Genomic DNA, 19,516 nt, shown 5'->3' with positions numbered 1-19,516 from the left:
CGCGGGGGGTGCCGGGGTGGTCACCGAAGAGTCACAGTTGTGTCTCACAGCACACTTGATCGTGGCCACAGGGTGCGTCGTGGCTTTTGATGGCTCGTGCAGCAGCGGATCGCGGCTGCACTCAGGGGTGGACCCGGATCGTCGGGAAAGCCGATAGATCCGCCTTTCTCGGCGGCATGACGTAGGAGGACATCCATGCGAGTGAAGTCTCGCGCGATGGCAATCGCCAGCATCTCCGCGGTCGCGCTTTTCGCGACCGCGTGCGGTGGCAGCAGCGACTCGGACAGCACCTCGGGAGGAACCGCGGGAGGCGAGATCATCTCGGGTGGTTGCAACCCCGAGAACCCGCTCGTCGCGGGCAACACTGCTGAGACCTGTGGTGGTGACGTCCTCGACGTCCTGACCGCCAAGCTCATCCACTACAACCCCGAGACGGCGGAGCCCGAGAACGACATCGCCGAGTCGATCGAGACGAAGGACAACCAGACCTTCACCGTCAAGATCAAGAAGGGCTACAAGTTCCACGACGGCACCGAGGTGCTCGCCAAGAACTTCGTCGACGCGTGGAACTACACCGCCTTCGGCCCCAACGGCCAGCAGGGTGGCTACTTCTTCGAGCCCGTCGAGGGCTTCAAGGAGGTCTCCGACCCCAAGTCAAAGGTCAAGGAGCTCACCGGCCTCAAGGTCGTCGACGACCTCACCTTCACCATCAAGACCACCACGCCGGTCTCCAACCTGCCGCTGCGCCTGGGCTACACCGCCTTCGCCCCGCAGCCGGACTCCTTCTTCGACGACCCGGAGGCCTTCGGCAAGAAGCCGGTCGCCGCTGGTCCGTACAAGTTCGACTCCTGGGAGGAGAACTCCGCGATCGCCGTGAGCAAGTTCGACGACTACTCGGGTGACTTCGGTGGCAACGCCGACAAGATCACCTTCCAGATCTTCCAGGACGCGGACGCGGAGTACACCGCCCTGCTCGCCGGTGAGATCGACGTCGTCCGTCAGATCCCGCCGAGCGCGCTCATCGACAACAAGTTCCAGACCGACCTGGGTGACGGGCGTTACCTCGAGAAGGAGAACTCAACCTTCCAGTTCGTCGGCATGAACTACAACGTCGACCCCAAGCTGAAGAACGTCAAGGTCCGTCAGGCGATCTCGATGGCCATCGACCGGCCCACGATCGTCAAGCAGATCTTCAACGACGCCTACACCCCCGCCACCGGCTGGGTCTCCCCGGTCGTCGACGGCTACAAGGCCGGCGCCTGTGGCGAGTACTGCGAGTTCAACCCGGAGAAGGCCAAGCAGCTCCTCGGGGAGGGCGGCGGCTACGACGGCAAGCTCACCCTGTCCTACAACGGTGACGGCGGCCACAAGGAGTGGACCCAGGCGGTCTGCAACTCCGTCAAGAAGTCCATCGGCATCGACTGTGTCGCCACCCCGTCCGTCGACTTCAAGACCATCTTGACCAAGCTCGGCAAGGACGAGGTCAAGGGCCTGTTCCGCATGGGTTGGGTCATGGACTACCCGTCCATCGAGAACTACCTCTCGCCGATCTACGGTGCGACGGCGAGCTCGAACTACTACGGCTACGACAACGCCGAGTTCCAGAAGACCATGAGCGAGGCCGGTGCCGCGGAGACCCCCGAGGAGGCCAACAAGCTGTACCAGCAGGCCGAGGGCCTCATCGCCAAGGAGTTCACCACGATCCCGCTGTGGTACGGCAAGACGATCATCGGCTGGTCGGACAAGGTGACCGAGGTCAAGGCGACCCCGTTCGGCAGCCCCGACCTGGCCGCGATGAAGGTCAAGTGACCCAGCCCCTGGGCTGACTCCTCAGCATGACACCGGCCGGTCATCCTTCCGCGATGACCGGCCGGTGGTGTGCACGTCGGGCGCCGTGGTGCGCTCGGCGTCTCACCGCATGAGATAGCCTCTCCCGGCACCCCGGGCATGAGGTGCGTACCAGATCCGAAGGAGGTGCTCGTGGGCAAGTACATCGTTCGCCGGTTGCTGCAGATGATCCCGGTGGTCATCCTTTCCACGTTCCTGATCTACGCCATGGTCTTCGCGATGCCGGGTGACCCCACGGCAGGCAAGTGTGGCGAGCGGCCCTGTCCCGCGGCCTACATCGAGAAGTTCAACGCCAAGTACCACCTGGACGAGCCGCTGCCGGTCCAGTACGGCTACTACGCGAAGAACGTCATCCAGGGCGATCTGGGCGAGAACCAGTACGGCCGACCCGTCGCCGAGGAGCTCAGCGAGCGCTTCACGGTCACGGCCAAGCTCGCGGTCATGGCGCTGATCTTCGAGGGTGTCATCGGCATCCTCGCGGGTGTGCTCGCCGGGCTGCGCAAGGGCGGGTTCATCGACAACCTGGTCCTGATCAGCACCCTCTTCGTCATCTCGGTACCGATCTTCGTCACCGGCTTCGCCGCGCAGTACTTCCTTGGCCTCAAGTGGGAGATCTTCCCCGCACTCGCCTCGGGCAAGGACCCCAGCCTCTTCGCGTTGATCCTGCCCGCGATGGTGCTCGGCTCCACCTCGCTGGCCTACATCGCTCGGCTGATGCGCAGCAACATCTCCGACAACATCAAGTCCGACTACGTGCGGACCGCCAAGGCCAAGGGGCTCAAGAAGGGCCGAATCGTCGGCGTGCACACGCTGCGCAACTCACTGATCCCCGTGGTCACCTTCATGGGGTACGACTTCGGGGCCCTGCTCGGCGGCGCGATCGTCACCGAGGGCATCTTCGGGATCAACGGTGTGGGCGGCTACATCTTCACCGGCATCCGCAACCGCGACGGCATCGCCGTCGTCGGGGCGGTGACCGCTCTGGTGATCGTCTACCTCCTGATGAACCTGCTCGTCGACCTGCTCTACGGCGCCCTCGACCCGAGGATCAGCAATGACTGACAACACGACGGCGCAGGACCCCGCCAACCAGGGTCCGGGCAACGACGAGGCCGCCGCACCGACGACCCGCGCGGCCGCCGTCGCCAAGGCGGCCGATGGCAGCTCGCGGTCATTGACCGCCGACGCCTTCCGCTCGCTGCGGCGCAACCCCTTCTTCTGGGTCTCGAGCGCGCTCATCGCCATCCTGCTCCTGATGGCCGCGTGGCCCTCGCTCTTCACGACCTACGACCTGAGCTTCAACGACCTCAGCCGCTCGCGCGAGACCCCGAGCGGTGACCACTGGTTCGGCTTGGACACCCAGGGCGCGGACATCTACACCCGCACCGTCTACGGTGCCCGCGCCTCGATCCTCGTCGGCGTGCTCGCCACGGTCGGGGTGCTGCTGCTGGGCTCCCTGCTCGGCCTGATCGCGGGGTACATCGGCGGGTGGATCGACACGCTCATCAGCCGTCTTGGCGACATCTTCTTCGCCATCCCGCTGCTGCTCGTCGGCATCATCTTCCTGTCCTCGCTGCAGGACACCCCGTCGCTCCTGGGCATCCCGATCCAGGGCTACTTCGGCGTGATCTTCCAGGTCGTGCTCGTCTTCGTCCTCTTCGGCTGGCCGAGCCTGATGCGTCTGATGCGGTCCTCGGTCATCCAGGTCAAGCCCAACGACTACGTCCAGGCAGCTCGTGCCCTCGGTGCCACGCCGATGCGGATCATCCGCCGGCACGTCCTGCCCAATGCGATGGCTCCGGCGATCGTCGTCGCGACGATCAACCTGGGTGCCTACATCGCGGCGGAGGCGACGCTGTCCTTCCTGGGGATCGGTCTGCGTCCGCCGACCGTGTCCTGGGGTGTGATGATCAACGACGGACTGACGCCGCTGCGTGCATCGCCGCACATCCTCTTCTTCCCGGCCCTCTTCCTCAGCATCGCGGTCCTGGCCTTCATCATGCTCGGCGATGCCGTGCGTGATGCCTTCGACCCCAAGAGCCGCTGAGAGCAAGGTGAGTGAGCACATGAGCACACAGACGACACCTGCGACCGGCGAGCACCTGCTCGAGGTCGAGGACCTGCACGTCGAGTTCCACACCAGCGAGGGCGTGGCCAAGGCGATCAACGGCGTCAACTTCAGCCTCGACGAGGGGGAGACCCTCGCGATCCTCGGCGAGTCGGGGTCGGGCAAGTCCGTGACCGCCCAGGCGATCATGGGCATCCTCGACATGCCCCCCGCCACGATTCCCGGCGGTCGCATCCTCTACAAGGGTCAGGACCTGCTCACCATGCCGGAGGAGGAGCGCCGGCTCACCCGCGGACCGGAGATCTCGATGATCTTCCAGGACGCGCTGAGCTCGCTGAACCCCGTCTTCCCGGTCGGGTGGCAGATCGCCGAGATGTTCCGCGTCCACCGCGACGTCAACAAGTCCGACGCCTACGCCCAGGCCATCAAGCTGATGGAGCGGGTCAACATCCCGGCCGCCAGGGAGCGGGTCAAGGCCTACCCCCATCAGTTCTCGGGCGGGATGCGCCAGCGGATCATGATCGCCATGGCGATCGCGCTGGACCCCAAGGTCCTCATCGCCGACGAGCCGACCACGGCGCTCGACGTGACGGTCCAGGCCCAGATCATGGCCCTCCTGCAGGAGCTGCAGGAGGAGTTCAGGATGGGGCTGATCCTCATCACCCACGACCTCGGGGTGGTCGCCGACGTCGCCGACCGCATCGCGGTCATGTACGCGGGTCGGATCGTCGAGCGCGCCGAGGTGGGCGAGATCTACGCCCGCCCGGCGCACCCGTACACCAAGGGCCTGCTCGAGTCGATCCCTCGCCTGGACCAGAAGGGGCAGAAGCTCTCGGCCATCGGTGGGCTCCCGCCCAACCTCACGCGGATCCCCCAGGGTTGCGCCTTCCACCCGCGGTGCGTGATGGCCCAGGACATCTGCCGGACCGAGCGGCCCGAGCTGCTCGATGTCGGCCCGCAGCGCCAGTCGGCGTGCCATTTCAGCCAGGAGGTGCTTGATGCCTGAGGTGATCCTCAAGGCCAGTGGCCTGAAGAAGCACTACCCGATCAAGGGCGGCGTCCTGCGTCGCACGGTCGGTCACGTCAAGGCGGTCGACGGCGTCGACTTCGAGCTCTACAAGGGCGAGACGCTCGGCATCGTCGGCGAGTCCGGGTGTGGCAAGTCCACGCTCGGTCGTCTGCTCATGCGGCTCGAGGACCCCACCGCGGGCACCGTCGACTTCAACGGCGTGGACATGTACGCCCAGTCGGGCGCCGACATGCGACGGCTGCGTCGCGACATCCAGATCGTCTTCCAGGACCCCTACACCTCGCTCAACCCGCGACGCACCGTCGGTGAGATCGTCGCCGAGCCGTTGGAGATCCACTCCGACGTGGTGCCCAAGGGCGACCGACGCAGGCGGGTGCAGGAGCTGCTGGAGCTCGTCGGGCTCAACCCCGAGCACATCAACCGCTACCCGCACCAGTTCTCGGGGGGGCAGCGCCAGCGCATCGGCATCGCCCGCGGCATCGCGCTCAACCCCAAGGTGCTCATCTGCGACGAGCCGGTCTCGGCGCTCGACGTGTCCGTGCAGGCGCAGGTCATCAACCTGATGGAAAAGCTGCAGGACGAGCTGGGGCTGTCCTACATCTTCATCGCGCACGACCTGTCGGTCGTGCGACACATCTCCGACCGGGTCGGGGTCATGTACCTCGGCCGGATGGTCGAGATCGGTGACGAGGACGACATCTACTCGCGCCCCACGCACCCCTACACCCAGGCGCTCCTGTCTGCCGTCCCTGTGCCCGACCCGCGGTTGCGCGGCAAGCGGGACCAGATCGTGCTGCAGGGGGACGTGCCCTCACCGGCCAACCCCCCGGCGGGCTGCCACTTCCACACGCGGTGCTGGAAGGCGCAGGACATCTGCCGCACCGAGACCCCGTTGCTGGAGCTGCGCCCGGACGGCGCCGGACAGCACCTCTCCAGGTGCCACTTCGCAGAGCCGCGGGTCATCGTCGAGACGACGGACGTGAGCGGGCAGGAGCAGGACTCCCTCTTCGCCGGGCAGGGCATGGTCGACCAGACCGACGCGGTCGCGGCCGGTCAGGCAGGCGGCGCGTCTGCAGGCGTGCCCGAGGCCGACACCTCGACCGCTGGCGCCTGAGCGCGCCCGCACGCGCACCACGGGGGGCGCCCCACCGGATCACCGGTGGGGCGCCCCCTTCGTCGTGTTCTCGGAGATGCCCACGTGCGCATCTCCTTAAGGTCGTGCGCAGGCCAGCCGCATCTCCTTAAGTTCGTGCGCACTTGGGTGCGCATCTCCTTAAGGTCGTGCGCAGGCCAGCCGCATCTCCTTAAGGTCGTGCGGTCAGGCGAAGGGGAGGTCTCCCGTCAGGCGCTCCGCCTCGGCACTCGCCGCGAGCGCGGTGGCGGTCTCGTCGATCTCGGCGGTCACCGAGTGCGGCTGGATCTCGCCGGTCTCGATCTGCTCGGCCCAGTGGCAGGCGACCTTGTGCTCGGCGCCGCCCTGAGCAGGCGCGCCAGCGCCGTCTCGACGGGTGCCCTGCACGACCCGCAGCTGCGGCCGCTCGGTGTCGCAGAGCGTCTCCTGGCGCCACGGGCAGCGGGTGTGGAAGCGGCACCCGGACGGCGGGTTGGCGGGCGAAGGGAGGTCCCCGCTCAGCAGGATCTGCTCACGCGAGTCCTCGACGACCGGGTCGGGCACGGGCACGGCCGACAGCAGCGCCCGCGTGTAGGGGTGGCGCGGCGTGGCGTAGAGGTCGTCGGCGGGCGCCTCCTCGACGAGGCCACCGAGGTACATCACGCCCACCCGGTCAGAGATGTGCCGCACGACCGCGAGGTCGTGCGCGATGACGAGGTAGGTGAGCCCGTACTCCGCCTGCAGGTCCGACATGAGGTTGATGACCTGCGCCTGCACGGACACGTCGAGGGCCGAGACCGGCTCGTCGGCGACGATGAGCTCCGGGTTGACGCTCAGCGCCCGGGCGATGCCGATGCGCTGGCGCTGGCCGCCGGAGAACTCGTGCGGGTACTTCTTCAGGGCCGCGGTGGGCAGCCCGACGTCGGCGAGGAGCTGGCGCAGCCGCGGCTGCGCCTCCTTGGCATCCCCCACGATCCCGTGCGCCTTCATGCCCTCGACCAGCAGGGCCTCCACGCTCTGCCGCGGGTCGAGGCTGCCCATGGGGTCCTGGAAGACCATCTGCAGGTCCTTGCGCCGCCGGCGCAGCTCCTCGCCCTTGAGCGTGGAGATGGGTTGACCGTCGAAGGTCACCGTGCCCTCGGTCGGGGGCTCCAGGTGCAGGATCGCCCGGCCGAGCGTCGACTTGCCGCACCCGGACTCACCGACCAGGCCATAGGTCTCACCCCGTCGGATCTGCAGGTCCACGCCGTCGACCGCGTAGACGTGGCCCACGACCTTGTCGAAGACGATCCCCTTGGTGATGGGGAAGTGCACCTTGAGCCCGCGGACGTCGACGAGCACCTCGCCGGGGGTGTCGCTGGTCGGCGCGGGCGTCGTCGTGGCATCGGTGGTCATCGGACCTCCTGGGTCGTCGTGCCCTCGGCGGGGGAGGGGTCGCCCGCGAGCGGGTTGAAGCAGCGCAGCGCGCGCCCACCGGGGGCCACGGCCAGGTCAGGGGTGCGCTCGCGGCAGTGCTCGACCGCATTGGCGCAGCGGGGGGCGAAGGCGCAGGCGCTCGTCCACGGCAGGTTGTCGGAGACCGACCCCGGCACCGGGGTGAGCCGGGCGCCCCGCTCGCCGTCGAGGCTCGGGACGCTCGCGAGGAGGCCACCGGTGTAGGGGTGGCGGGGCTCGGCGAAGAGGTCGTGGCGCTCGGCACGCTCGACGAGACGCCCGCCGTAGAGCACGTTGATCTCGTCGCACAGGCCGGCCACGACGCCCAGGTCGTGGGTGATCATGATCAGCGCGGTGCCGGTGTCCTCGACGAGCTCGCGCAGCAGCGCGAGGATCTGCGCCTGGATCGTCACGTCGAGGGCCGTGGTCGGCTCGTCGGCGATGAGCAGCCGTGGCTCGCAGGCGAGCGCCATGGCGATCAGCGCACGCTGCCGCATGCCGCCGGAGAGCTGGTGCGGGTACTCCTTGAGCCGACGGTCCGGGTCGGGGATGCCCACCTTGGCGAGCATGTCGCGGGCGTGCGGTGTGGCCTCCTTGCGGGACATGCCCTTGTGCCGCTCGAGGACCTCGCTGACCTGGCGACCGATGGACACGACGGGGTTCAGCGAGGACAGCGGGTCCTGGAAGATCATGCTGATGTCCTTGCCGCGCCTGGCGGCCATCTCCTTGGGGGAGAGGGACAGCAGGTCCACCCCGTCGTAGGTGACGGTGCCGGAGACGCGGTTGCCGCGCGGCGGCAGCAGCCCCATGACCGCCAGCGAGGTGACCGACTTGCCGCACCCGGACTCGCCGACCAGGCCCACGGTCTGCCCGGGTCGCACGTCGAAGCTCAGCCCGTCGACGGCGGTGAAGGGGCTCTCGTTCTTGATCCCGAAGGTCACCGAGAGGTCGCGCACGGACAGCAGCGGCTCGTCGCCACGTCGGGGTGTGGGGGAGGTGCTGGGGAAGGTACTGGGGGAGATCACGTCGCTCACCGCCTGCTCTTGGGGTCGAGGGCCTCGCGCAGCGACTCACCCATGAGGGTGAAGCCGAGGGCGACGACGATGATGCACGCCGCCGGGTAGAAGGCCAGGTGCGGGTTGTCGTAGATGTACTGCTGCGCCTGCCCGAGCATCTGCCCCCACTCGGGCTTGCTGTCGTCGGGGTTGCCCAGACCGAGGAAGGACAGGGCCGCCGCGTCGATGATCGCCGTGGCGAGCACGAGGGTTGCCTGGACGATGACCGGTCCGAGCGAGTTGGGCAGCATGTGCCGCAGGATGATGGCCGAGCGCTTGACGCCGAGGGCGCGAGCCGCGAGGACGTGGTCCTTGCCGCGCTGGGCGAGCATCGACCCACGCAGCAGCCGGGCGAAGATCGGGACCTGGACGACGGCCACGGCAATGATCACCGTCCACTGGCTGGGGCGGGCTGCCAGGGCCGAGATCGACACGGCCAGCAGCAGCGACGGGATCGAGAGCATGACGTCGACGATGCGCATGACGACCGAGTCGACCCACCCGCCGAAGGCGCCGGCCAGGGTGCCCAGGGTGAGCCCGCCGGCCAACCCGAAGAGAGTCGCGAAGACGCCGACGAGCAGCGTCTGCTGGCTGCCGACGAGCAGGCGTGAGAGCAGGTCGCGGCCGGAGTCGTCGCCACCCAGCGGGAAGCCCGGCTCGGGGCCCGGGATGGGGTTGTTCTGCCGGCTCACCTTGTCGATGAGCGGGTTGTCGGCCGCGTCGTGGGGCGCGATCCAGGGCGAGAGCAGGGCCAGCAGGACGAACACGACCGTGATCGCCAGGCCGGTGAGGAAGATCGGGTTGCGTCGCAACCTCCGCCAGGCGGACGCGACGAGCCCCACCCCACCGGAGTCGTCGATGGTGCCGGCCTCGGCGACCGTGGTGGCGCCGCTGGTCGCGGCGAGGTCGTCGATGCGTTGCTTGCGGCGGGCGCCGAGCCCGCGACGGGGCTGGTCGGGCCTCTGGGAGTCGTTCATCGGGTCCTCACTCGGGGGTCGACGACGGCGTACAGGATGTCCACGAGCAGGTTGACCAGCACATAGGTCAGGGCTGCGACGAAGACGAGCAGCTGCAGCACGGGGTAGTCGCGAAGGGTGAAGGCGAACTTGAGCGCCTCACCGATGCCACCGAAGTTGAAGACCGTCTCGGTGAGGACGGCGCCGGCGAGCAGGGCACCCACCTGCAGGCCCACGGCGGTGATGACCGGGAGCAGTGCATTGCGCATGATGTGGCGACCGCGCACGACGCGGTGACTGAGCCCCTTCGCCTGGGCGGTGCGCACGAAGTCCTCGTCGAGGACCTCCAGCACGGACGCGCGGGTGATGCGGAAGATCATCGCGAAGGGGATGGACGCCAGCGCGATGCCGGGCAGGACCAGGTGCTTCAGGGCGTCCCAGGAGGCGTCCCACTCGCGGGTGAGCAGGCCGTCGAGGACGAAGAAGCCGGTGACGTGCGTGGCGTCGGGGACGTTGGAGCGGCCCGAGACCGGCAGCCAGCCGAGCTTGATCGCGAAGACGTACTTCAGCAGGAAGGCGAGGAAGAAGACCGGCACGGCGACACCGACGAGGGAGACGACGATCGAGCTGTTGTCGAGGAAGCTGGCGCGCTTCCTGGCCGCGAGGTAGCCGAGCGGGATGGCCACGACGACGGCCAGCACGAGGGCGACGAAGCTCAGCTCCACCGTCGCCGGGAAGCGTTCGACGAGGATGCTGGTGGCCGAGCGGCCGGGCTGCACGCCCGTGGAGACCCCGAAGTCGCCCTGCAGCGCCCGGGTGAGGAAGCGCCAGTACTGGACCGGCAGGGGCTCGTCGAGCCCGAAGGCCTCGGTCAGGCGGGCGCGTGACTCGGGGGTGGCCCGCTCGCCGAGCATCGCCGAGACGACCCCGCCGGGCAGGGCCCGCAGCCACGCGAAGAGCAGGATCGAGAGGACGAAGAGGACGACCACCAGCTGCAGCAGTCGTCGGATGATGAACTTCAGCACGGATGCGCTCCTGACGTGGATCGCGGATCGGGGCCGCCCCGACCGGTCGGTCGAGGCGGCCCCGTCACGAGGTCACCTGCGGGGATGGCTCACTTGCCGCCGACGGTGACGGTGGAGAACTCCTCGGCCGTCAGCGGGCTGGTGACCAGGCCCTCGACGTCCTTGCTGACCACGAGGGCCGGCGGGGAGTGCGAGATCGGGGCACCCGGGACGTAGTCCTCGGCGATCTTCTTGTTGATCGCCTCGTACTTGGCCGAGCGCTCGGCCTCGTCCACCGTCGAGTCCGCGTCCTTCAGCTCCTTCGACAGCTCGGTGCCGTAGCCGCCGGTCACGGTGCTGAAGTCGTTGAGCTTGGCATTGCCGAAGAAGGTGCCGATGAAGTTGTCGGCGGAGTCGTAGTCGCCGGTCCAGCCGAGCAGGAAGGCGTCGTACTTGTGGGCGTCGACGTTGTCGAGGTAACCGCCGTTCCACGGCTTGGTCGTGACCTCGACCTTGATCCCGGCCTTCTCGAGGTCCTTGCGGATCGCCTCGTGGATCTTCTGCGGGTTGGGCATGTACGGACGGGTGACCTCGCTCGGGTAGGCGAACTTCAAGGTCATGCCCTCGGCGCCGGCCTCCTTGAGCAGGGCCTTGGCCTTGGCCGTGTCGTACGGGTAGGGCTCGAGGTCCTTGTTGTAGCCGCTGACCGTGTCCGGCATGAACTGCGAGGCAGGCGTGGCGCCCTCGGGCAGCTGCGACTTCACGAGCTGGTCGCGGTTGATCGCGTAGTTGATCGCCTGGCGGACCCGCACGTCCTTGAGCTTGGCGTTGGCGTCCGGCTGCAGGCCCAGGTAGAGGATGTTGAAGGGGTCGCGGATCTCGACCTTGTTGCCGGAGCTCTCCAGCCCCTTCCAGTCCACGGGGTTGGGCAGGTCGTAGCCGTCGATGCTGCCGGCCTCGAGCTCCTGACGGCGGGTCGACTCGTCGGGGATGATCTTGAAGACGATCTTGTCGGTCTTGGCCTTCTCGCCCCAGTAGGCGTCGTTGCGCTTGAGCGTGACGGTCTTGTTGGCGGTGTCGTACTTCTCCAGCGTGTACGGGCCGGTGCCGACGGGCTTCTGGGAGTTCTCCGGGTAGACGAAGCCCTCACCCTGGGTCTTGACGTCATTGGCCTTGCCCTCCTCGAGCGCCTTGGGCGACTGCATCGCGAAGGAGGACAGGGAGAGCATCGCGGGGAACTTCGAGGTGGCGGACTTGACCTTGATGACGACGGTCTTGGCGTCCGTGACCTCGCACGAGTCGTAGAGGGCGTCCTTGCCGAAGCCGCCCATGCCGGTGCTCCAGTACTCGGCCGGGCCGGACTGGGCCGCTTCGTTCTGGTCGGCCATCCGCTCGAAGTTGGCGCACACGGCCTCGCCGTCGAAGACCTCGCCGTCGGAGAACTTCACCCCTTCGCGCAGGTTGAAGGTCCAGTCCTTGCCGTCCTTGGACGGCTCCCAGGACTCAGCCAGACCGGGGCCGAGCTCGGCGCTGCCGGGCTTGACCTCGACGAGGCCCTCGAAGATCTGACGGGTGACCCGGAAGGTCTCGCCGTCGGTGGCGTAGAAGGGGTCGAAGACCTCCGGGGCGCCTGCGGCGCCGAAGGTGAAGGTCCCCCCGGTGTCACCGCCGGAACCCGAGTCGTCACGGTCGCTCGCGGCGCACGCACTGAGCGTCAGTGCGGTCGCCGCCAGAGCAGCCAGCGGGGCAGCTTTCCTCATCGACATGTTTCCTCGCTCATCTAGCCGGCCCCGACGGCGTTGCCGGGGTGGGACAGCCACAGGGGCGCGATGGTGATCCACCGCACACAGGGGCTGGTCCGGCAATGTAACCAACATCCGGCCCCCGCGGGGCGGAATGGGGCCGATTTTCGCGATCGTGACCTGTTTGCCGAAGTTTGTCCGGTAGCGGACCCGGGTTCCTCCCGGACGACCCGAAGGGGGGTACCCTCCCTCGTCCATTTGGGGAGAGGCCGTTTCTGCTGAGAGAATCCCTGACATGCCCAAGATCTCCCGCAGCGACATCCGCAATGTCGCCATCGTCGCCCACGTCGACCACGGCAAGACCACCCTCGTCGACAAGATGCTCTGGCAGGGGGGTGCCTTCGGCGAGCACGACCACATCGACGAACGCGCGATGGACAGTGGTGACCTCGAGCGCGAGAAGGGCATCACGATCCTCGCCAAGAACACCGCGATCCACTACAACGGCCCGTCCGCAGCGGCGCACGAGGCCCCCGACGGCGTCACGATCAACATCATCGACACCCCCGGTCACGCCGACTTCGGTGGCGAGGTCGAGCGCGGCCTGTCGATGGTCGACGGTGTCGTCCTGCTCGTCGACGCGTCCGAGGGCCCGCTGCCCCAGACCCGCTTCGTCCTGCGCAAGGCGCTCGCGGCGAAGCTCCCGGTCATCCTGGCCATCAACAAGGTCGACCGTCCCGACAGCCGCATCGCCGAGGTCGTCGACGAGGCCTACGAGCTCTTCATGGACCTCGAGGCCGACGAGGACCAGATCGAGTTCCCCATCGTCTACACCTCCGGCAAGGCCGGCGCCGCGAGCATGAACCGCCCGGAGAACGGCACCCTGCCGGACAACGAGGACCTCGAGCCGCTCTTCCGCACGATCATGGAGACGATCCCGGCGCCCTCCTACGAGGAGGACGCCCCGCTCCAGGCGCACGTCACCAACCTCGACTCGAGCAACTTCCTCGGTCGCCTGGCGCTGCTGCGCGTCTTCAACGGCGAGCTGCGCAAGGGCCAGCAGGTCACCTGGTGCCGTCACGACGGCACCCAGGACAAGGTCAAGATCACCGAGCTGCTCATCACCGAGGGTCTGGAGCGCAAGCCGCTCGACACCGGCGCTGCCCGCCCGGGCGACATCATCGCCATCGCCGGTATCCCCGAGATCATGATCGGCGACACCATCGCCGATGTCGACAACCCGATCCCGCTGCCCGTGATCACCGTCGACGAGCCGGCCATCTCGATGACGCTCGGAACCAACACCTCCCCGCTCGTGGGGCGCGGCGAGACCAAGAACACCAAGGTCACCGCCCGCATGGTCAAGGACCGCCTCGACAAGGAGCTCGTGGGCAATGTGTCGCTGCGGGTCCTGCCGACCGCGCGTCCGGACGCGTGGGAGGTTCAGGGCCGTGGTGAGCTCGCCCTGGCCATCCTCGTCGAGCAGATGCGCCGCGAAGGCTTCGAGCTGACCGTCGGCAAGCCGCAGGTCGTCACCAAGGAGGTCGACGGCAAGGTGCACGAGCCGGTCGAGCGCCTGACCATCGACACCCCCGAGGAGTACCTCGGCGCGATCACCCAGCTGATGGCCGCCCGCAAGGGCCGCATGGAGCAGATGACCAACCACGGCACCGGCTGGATCCGGATGGAGTTCCTCGTGCCCTCCCGCGGTCTCATCGGGTTCCGCACCGAGTTCCTCACCGAGACGCGTGGCGCGGGCATCGCCAACCACGTCTTCGAAGGCTACGAGCCGTGGTTCGGCACGATCACCACCCGCGTCTCGGGCTCGCTCGTGGCCGACCGCTCCGGGCCGGTCACGGCCTACGCCATGGTCAACCTGCAGGAGCGCGGGTCCCTCTTCACCGAGCCGGGCACCGTGGTCTACGAGGGCATGATCGTCGGCGAGAACTCGCGCGCCGACGACATGGATGTCAACATCACCAAGGAGAAGAAGCTCACCAACGTGCGCGCCTCCTCGGCTGACAACTTCGAGAAGGTGGTCCCGCCCCGCAAGCTGACCCTCGAGCAGTCGCTCGAGTTCTGCCGCGAGGACGAGTGCGTCGAGGTCACCCCGGACACGATCCGCATCCGCAAGCTCGTGCTCGACGCCAACCTGCGGGCGCGCACCGCCTCCAAGGCCCGCAACTCCTGAGAAGGGAGCGCCGATGAGGCGCATCGCTCGAGGACTCATCGCAGGATCAGGAGCACTCGCCCTCGTGGCGAGTGCCTCTGCGTGCACCGCCGACGACGGGGGTGGCAGCGGTAGCGCTGCCACCCCCTCCACCGGCAAGGTGACCGGACCCGAGGACCGGCTGACCGTGCTCTCGACCGGTCCGGTGCAGGCCTGGGACCCGCAGCGCATCACCCAGCGGCAGGTCGCGGGGTTCGCCTCGCGCACCTGGATGCGCACGCTCACCGCCTACCCACCGGCGACCGCTCTGTCGGGTCAGCGCACGCTCGCCGGTGACCTCGCGACGAGCACGGGCACGGCCAGCAAGGACGCGTCGACGTGGACCTTCACCCTGCGCAAGGGCGCCGCGTGGCAGGACGGCTCGCCGATCACCTGCAAGGACGTGCGCTACGGCGTCGCGCGCTCCTTCGACCCGGGCATCTCCTCCAGCGGCTACGCCCTGACCTTCCTCGACATCCCCAAGAAGAAGGACGGCAGCTCCACCTATCCCGGCCCCCTGGCGAAGGGAGGGACCACCAAGTCCGCGCGTCAGCTGATCAACAAGGCCGTGGAGTGCCGCGACGAGCGGACCGTCGTCTTCCACCTCGACCAGCCCGTGGGGTACTTCGACCAGGTCGTCTCGCTGCCGGAGTTCGCCCCCTTCAAGGCATCGCAGGAGGGCAAGGACGCGACCTACGAGGCCTTCTCGTCCGGTCCCTACCGGCTCTCCGACGGCTGGACGCCCAGCACCGGGGGCACCTGGGTGCGCAACCCGCGGTGGAAGCCCGCGTCGGACCCCCTTCGCACCCCCGGTCCCACGTCGATCCTGCACAAGGAGGGCGTCACCGCCAAGGACGCCGTCGAGACCATCGTCGACGGTGAGGACGGCGGTCGCACGCTCGCCCTGGACCCGCTGCCCACCGTCCTCGGGCCGGTGGTCGACGAGGCGGGCGATCGCGCCCAGTCCGTCCAGGTCGACGGTCAGCTCGTCGACTACCTGGCGGTCAGCACACGCAGCAAGGCCATGAAGTCGGCCCGGGTGCGCCGCGCTCTGGCTCAGGCGACCGACCGCGAGGCCTACAACCAGGCTCGAGGCGCCGACTCGGGGACACCGACGTGGTCCCTGCTCGGAGCCGCGCTGCCGGCCGCCCACCAGGACGTCGCCGACCACGGGCCCTCGGGCGACCCGACGTACGCCCGCGCGCAGCTGGTCAAGGGCAAGGTCAAGACCCCCGTCAAGATCACCGTCGCCTACCGGGGCGGCGGCACCATGGACGACGCCATGAAGGCGCTCAAGACCGGCTGGGACGAGGCCGGCTTCGACGTGACCCTCAAGGCGCTGGGCGAGGACTACTTCACCGAGGTCGGCACGCGCAAGGTCGCGCAGGACCACGACGTCGTGTGGGCCAACTGGGGCCCGGACTTCCCCTCGGCGAGCACCGTCCTGCCGCCCCTCTTCGACGACCGGATCAACCTCAGCAAGACCTCGGTGGGCCGCGACTACGGGCTCTTCGCCGACAAGAAGGTGACGGCTGCGATGGACAAGGCCGCCGGTACGCGTGACCGCCGGTCCAGCGCTGCGCAGTGGACCGCGATCGACACCGGGCTGCTCGAGGACGGCGTCTACATCCCCCTTCGCCAGAGTCGGCTGTCCTATGCCGCTGGGTCCCAGGTCACCTCGCTCATCGGCAACCCCGTGTACGGAGGCTCGCCGGAGATCGGCGTCGTCGGGGTGTCCGAGTGACCACGGCAGCGCCGGTCCTGGTCGCCGGACGGCCCGCGCGGCTGCTCTTCGTGCACGCCCACCCCGACGACGAGATGCTGGCGACCGGCGTCGCCATCGCCCACCACGTCGCCGCGGGCGACGAGGTGCACGTCCTCACGTGCACCCTTGGCGAGCAGGGCGAGGTCATCCCGCACGAGCTCGCCCACCTCGACGCAGACCACGAGGACACCCTCGGCGAGTTCCGCCGCGACGAGCTGCGCGGTGCGATGACCGCCATCGGCGCGCACAGCACCGTCCTCGGCGAGGATCCGGCCGTGGGCCGGCTCTCCCGGTGGCGGGACTCCGGCATGGCCGGGACCACCGGCGCCCACGACCCGAGGGCCTGGGTCCGCTCGGACGACGAGCGGGCGGTCGCCGCCGTCACCGAGGTCATCGCGTCCGTCGCGCCCGACCTCGTCGTCACCTACGACGCGCGGGGCGGCTACGACCACCCCGACCACGTCCGCACCCACGAGGTGACCCGCCGCGCTCTCGCCGGCATGGACGAAGGGAGCCGCCCGGCCCTCTTCGCCGTCCTCACCCCGCGGTCGTGGGCCCAGGAGGACCGCGACGTCCTCGCCGTGGTCGACGAGGTACGTGGCCTCGGCTGGGCGCTGCCGACGGGGGACTTCCCCCCTTCGGTCGTGGCGGACGAGGTGGTGACCCACGCCGTCGTCGACGAGACCGCGGTGGAGCGGCAGGTCGCCGCGCTGCGCCACCACCGCACGCAGGTCACGCTGGGTCCGCGAGGGACCTACGCACTGTCCAACGACATCGTCGCCCGGCTCTGCGGGCGAGAGGGCTATGCCCGCCTCGACGTGACCACGGGCGAGCCGCTGCCCGCCCTGGTGCCGGGCGAGCGCCCGCCGCTGGTGGCCCGCCGATGAGCGGTGCGAGGCCGACGAGCCTGCGCCACGCGATGGCGCACTTCGCGACCGGGGTGACCGTCGTGACGACGCTGGAGGACGGCCACGACCACGCGATGACCGCCAACTCGGTCACGTCCGTCTCGCTCGACCCCCCGCTCGTCCTGGTCTGCGTCCAGCAGGACAGCGGCTGGCATGATGCTGTGGTCTCGTCGGGCGTGTGGGGTGTCTCGATCCTGCCGGTCGGGGCGCGACCGACGGCGACCTGGCTGAGCACGGGCGGGCGACCGCTCTACGGGCAGCTCTCCGGCATCGCGCACCACCGGGGCGAGCTCGGGGTGGCGCTCGTCGACGACGCGCTGGCCACGCTCGAGTGCCGCACCACCGCCCTCCACGAGGCCGGGGACCACACGATCGTCGTCGGCGAGGTCCTCTCGAGCCTCGCCGACGCCCGTCGGGATGATCCACTGATCTACTACCGCAGCCGCTACACGAGCACGAGGTGACCAGATGAGCAAGGACGAGAGCTGGACGGACGGTGAGGAGGCCGTCGGTCGCCGGCGAGGAGGTCGCACCTTCTTGGCGGTGGCCTTCGTCCTCGTGGTGCTCGCTGGCCTGTACGCCGCCGCGGCGCTGTACTTCGCCGACCGGGTGCCGGCCGAGACCCGCATCGGTGGCGTGGCCGTCGGGGGCCAGACTCCCGCGGAGGCGAGCCGGACCCTCGAGAGCCGGCTGTCCGACGAGGCAGCCCGCAAGGTCACCGTGACCGTTGCCGGCACCCCGGTCCGGCTGACCCCCGCGGACGCCGGCCTGTCCTACGACTACGAGGGCTCCGTCGAGGGCCTGACCGGCTTCAGCCTCAACCCGAGCGACCTGTGGAACCACGTGCGCGGTGGCGTGGACCGCGCGATCGAGGTCGATGTCGACGAGGACGCGCTTACCAAGGCCGTCGACGCCAAGACCAAGGCGCTGGACAAGAAGCCCGTCGAGGGCACGGTGGCGCTCGAGGGTACGACGATCAAGAAGACGGCGTCCAGGCCCGGGCTCACCGTCGACCGTGCCCAGGTCGTCGACACGATCGCGCAGGAGTGGCCGCAGCAGCGCTCCTTCGACGCGCCGACGAGCGCACCGGCCCCCGAGCTCAGCCAGACCGAGATCGACCGCTTCGCCAAGGACGACCTGGCTCCGCTCGTCGCGGGTCCCGTCACCGTGACGTCGACCGACCCCACGGCCGAGGGCGGGGCCAAGGACATCTCCTTCTCCGTGCCGGCAGACCAGCTGGCTGCGGCCGTCTCGATCAGCACCAAGGACGGCAAGCTGTCCGCGACCGTCGACGAGAAGAAGGTCGGTCAGGCGGCGATCGACGCAGGCAAGGCCTCCGGCCAATTCCGGTCGGCCAAGGACGCGACGGTCGTGCGGCACGGGTCGGGCTTCGAGGTCACGCCCTCGAGCACGGGTCTGGCGCTCGTGGAGGAGGGCATCGGGGCCAAGGTCGTCGCGGCCATGAAGAAGTCGGGCGACCAGCGCACCTTCGAGGTCGCAGCCAAGGAGTCCCAGCCGCAGCTGACGACGGCGCAGGCGAAGAAGACTCTGCCCAAGGAGCAGATCTCCACCTTCACCACCTACCTGCCGAGCACCACCGGCGTGCGTGCCGACAACATCCGCCTGGCCGCGCGCCGGCTCAACGGCGCCTACGTCGCCCCGGGCGCGACCTTCTCGCTCAACCAGCAGCTGGGGCAGCGGACCGCGGCCGCGGGCTACGGCAAGGCCGGCGTCATCATGAACGGGCGGCTCACCAACGACTACGGCGGCGGCATCTCACAGCTGTCGACGACGCTCTTCAACGCGGTCTTCTTCTCCGGCGCCAAGATCGAGGAGTTCCACCCGCACTCCTTCTACATCTCCCGCTACCCGGAGGGGCGTGAGGCGACGATCTCCTGGCCCAATGTCGACAACCGCTTCACCAACGACACCGGTGCCGGGATCCTCATCACGGCGGAGGTCAACGGCAACGAGGTGACGGTCTCCTTCCACGGGCGCAAGGCCTATGACGAGGTCAAGGCCGGCAAGAGCGCCCGCAAGAACATCACGCCGCCCAAGAAGATCGTCGACGACAAGAAGGGGTGCGTCCCCCAGTCGCCCGCACCCGGCTTCTCAGTGGACATCACCCGGTCCTTCATCAAGGACGGCAAGACGGTCAAGTCCTCCAGCTTCACCACCCGCTACATCCCCCAGGACAGCGTCACCTGCACCAACCCCTGAGCCTCGGGGGAGCCTCGGGGCCGTGGCCTTCGCTGCGCGCGTCCCTGCATCCCCGAGCCGCATGGTCCCGGGCCCGCGTCCGCAGATGTTACTTGCGGGTACGACACCCACATGCACGGGATCGGCACGTCGAACCCCCGGAAATCAAGGGTCTTCCACTGGGTCG

15 protein-coding genes are annotated in these 19,516 nt (G+C 68.7%); 10 read left to right on the top strand and 5 right to left on the bottom strand.

From position 1 onward, the window contains the following. Positions 1–216: 216 nt before the first annotated feature. From EXU32_RS11565 to EXU32_RS11545, 5 genes are all read left to right on the top strand, one after another. On the top strand, positions 217–1,809 hold the full coding sequence (locus tag EXU32_RS11565) for a peptide ABC transporter substrate-binding protein (RefSeq protein ID WP_242612770.1): 1,593 nt from the start codon (positions 217–219) through the stop codon (positions 1,807–1,809). 171 nt (positions 1,810–1,980) lie between these two features. Further along, positions 1,981–2,910: an ABC transporter permease gene (locus EXU32_RS11560; RefSeq protein ID WP_130630044.1), complete on the top strand. Its 930-nt coding sequence runs from the start codon at positions 1,981–1,983 to the stop codon at positions 2,908–2,910. Next, complete coding sequence (locus EXU32_RS11555) at positions 2,903–3,895, top strand: ABC transporter permease (RefSeq protein ID WP_130630043.1); 993 nt, start codon at positions 2,903–2,905, stop codon at positions 3,893–3,895. Before EXU32_RS11560 ends, EXU32_RS11555 begins: the two co-directional genes overlap by 8 nt. A 19-nt stretch (positions 3,896–3,914) precedes the next feature. Continuing rightward, positions 3,915–4,922: an ABC transporter ATP-binding protein gene (locus tag EXU32_RS11550; protein ID WP_130630042.1), complete on the top strand. Its 1,008-nt coding sequence runs from the start codon at positions 3,915–3,917 to the stop codon at positions 4,920–4,922. Then, the gene (locus EXU32_RS11545; RefSeq protein WP_130630041.1) at positions 4,915–6,060 is read left to right on the top strand and encodes an ABC transporter ATP-binding protein; all 1,146 of its coding nucleotides are present in this window, start codon (positions 4,915–4,917) and stop codon (positions 6,058–6,060) included. The genes EXU32_RS11550 and EXU32_RS11545 overlap by 8 nt, the downstream gene beginning before the upstream one ends. Positions 6,061–6,264: 204 nt before the next feature. Here the strand turns inward: EXU32_RS11545 and EXU32_RS11540 are convergent, their stop codons facing one another. From EXU32_RS11540 to EXU32_RS11520, 5 genes are all read right to left on the bottom strand, one after another. Beyond that, positions 6,265–7,452: an ABC transporter ATP-binding protein gene (locus EXU32_RS11540; RefSeq protein WP_130630040.1), complete on the bottom strand. Its 1,188-nt coding sequence runs from the start codon at positions 7,450–7,452 to the stop codon at positions 6,265–6,267. Continuing rightward, on the bottom strand, positions 7,449–8,513 hold the full coding sequence (locus EXU32_RS11535; RefSeq protein ID WP_130631173.1) for an ABC transporter ATP-binding protein: 1,065 nt from the start codon (positions 8,511–8,513) through the stop codon (positions 7,449–7,451). Before EXU32_RS11535 ends, EXU32_RS11540 begins: the two co-directional genes overlap by 4 nt. An 8-nt stretch (positions 8,514–8,521) precedes the next feature. Continuing rightward, complete coding sequence (locus EXU32_RS11530) at positions 8,522–9,523, bottom strand: ABC transporter permease (protein ID WP_130630039.1); 1,002 nt, start codon at positions 9,521–9,523, stop codon at positions 8,522–8,524. Beyond that, on the bottom strand, positions 9,520–10,527 hold the full coding sequence (locus EXU32_RS11525; protein ID WP_130630038.1) for an ABC transporter permease: 1,008 nt from the start codon (positions 10,525–10,527) through the stop codon (positions 9,520–9,522). The genes EXU32_RS11530 and EXU32_RS11525 overlap by 4 nt, the downstream gene beginning before the upstream one ends. An 89-nt stretch (positions 10,528–10,616) precedes the next feature. Further along, the gene (locus EXU32_RS11520) at positions 10,617–12,272 is read right to left on the bottom strand and encodes an ABC transporter substrate-binding protein (RefSeq protein WP_130630037.1); all 1,656 of its coding nucleotides are present in this window, start codon (positions 12,270–12,272) and stop codon (positions 10,617–10,619) included. 271 nt (positions 12,273–12,543) lie between these two features. Between EXU32_RS11520 and typA the strand changes: the two genes are divergently transcribed. From typA to EXU32_RS11495, 5 genes are read left to right on the top strand one after another with little or no spacing between them, the layout of a single operon-like run. Continuing rightward, positions 12,544–14,439, top strand: a complete 1,896-nt coding sequence (typA, locus tag EXU32_RS11515) for a translational GTPase TypA (protein WP_130630036.1) — start codon at positions 12,544–12,546, stop codon at positions 14,437–14,439. Between the two features lie 13 nt (positions 14,440–14,452). Continuing rightward, positions 14,453–16,201, top strand: coding sequence for an ABC transporter substrate-binding protein (locus tag EXU32_RS11510; protein ID WP_130630035.1), 1,749 nt, complete (start codon positions 14,453–14,455; stop codon positions 16,199–16,201). Further along, entirely contained in the window at positions 16,198–17,109 is a 912-nt protein-coding gene (gene mshB / locus EXU32_RS11505; RefSeq protein ID WP_130630034.1) for an N-acetyl-1-D-myo-inositol-2-amino-2-deoxy-alpha-D-glucopyranoside deacetylase, read from the top strand. Before EXU32_RS11510 ends, mshB begins: the two co-directional genes overlap by 4 nt. Further along, positions 17,106–17,594, top strand: coding sequence for a flavin reductase family protein (locus tag EXU32_RS11500; protein ID WP_130630033.1), 489 nt, complete (start codon positions 17,106–17,108; stop codon positions 17,592–17,594). The genes mshB and EXU32_RS11500 overlap by 4 nt, the downstream gene beginning before the upstream one ends. Positions 17,595–17,598: 4 nt before the next feature. Continuing rightward, positions 17,599–19,350: a VanW family protein gene (locus tag EXU32_RS11495; protein ID WP_130630032.1), complete on the top strand. Its 1,752-nt coding sequence runs from the start codon at positions 17,599–17,601 to the stop codon at positions 19,348–19,350. Positions 19,351–19,516 lie beyond the last annotated feature (166 nt).

Origin of the sequence: Janibacter limosus (genome assembly GCF_004295485.1) — a bacterium.
Lineage (GTDB): Bacteria > Actinomycetota > Actinomycetes > Actinomycetales > Dermatophilaceae > Janibacter > Janibacter limosus_A.
Note: the sequence above shows the minus strand (reverse complement) of the source record. Positions and strands in the feature narration are given on the sequence as shown.

Coding starts and splice junctions, on each gene's coding strand:
- EXU32_RS11565 (WP_242612770.1), top strand. CDS start 217: ATGGCAATCGCCAGCATCTCCGCGGTCGCGCTTTTCGCGACCGCGTGC.
- EXU32_RS11555 (WP_130630043.1), top strand. CDS start 2,903: ATGACTGACAACACGACGGCGCAGGACCCCGCCAACCAGGGTCCGGGC.
- EXU32_RS11550 (WP_130630042.1), top strand. CDS start 3,915: ATGAGCACACAGACGACACCTGCGACCGGCGAGCACCTGCTCGAGGTC.
- EXU32_RS11545 (WP_130630041.1), top strand. CDS start 4,915: ATGCCTGAGGTGATCCTCAAGGCCAGTGGCCTGAAGAAGCACTACCCG.
- EXU32_RS11540 (WP_130630040.1), bottom strand. CDS start 7,452: ATGACCACCGATGCCACGACGACGCCCGCGCCGACCAGCGACACCCCC.
- EXU32_RS11530 (WP_130630039.1), bottom strand. CDS start 9,523: ATGAACGACTCCCAGAGGCCCGACCAGCCCCGTCGCGGGCTCGGCGCC.
- EXU32_RS11520 (WP_130630037.1), bottom strand. CDS start 12,272: ATGTCGATGAGGAAAGCTGCCCCGCTGGCTGCTCTGGCGGCGACCGCA.
- typA (WP_130630036.1), top strand. CDS start 12,544: ATGCCCAAGATCTCCCGCAGCGACATCCGCAATGTCGCCATCGTCGCC.
- EXU32_RS11510 (WP_130630035.1), top strand. CDS start 14,453: ATGAGGCGCATCGCTCGAGGACTCATCGCAGGATCAGGAGCACTCGCC.
- EXU32_RS11500 (WP_130630033.1), top strand. CDS start 17,106: ATGAGCGGTGCGAGGCCGACGAGCCTGCGCCACGCGATGGCGCACTTC.
- EXU32_RS11495 (WP_130630032.1), top strand. CDS start 17,599: ATGAGCAAGGACGAGAGCTGGACGGACGGTGAGGAGGCCGTCGGTCGC.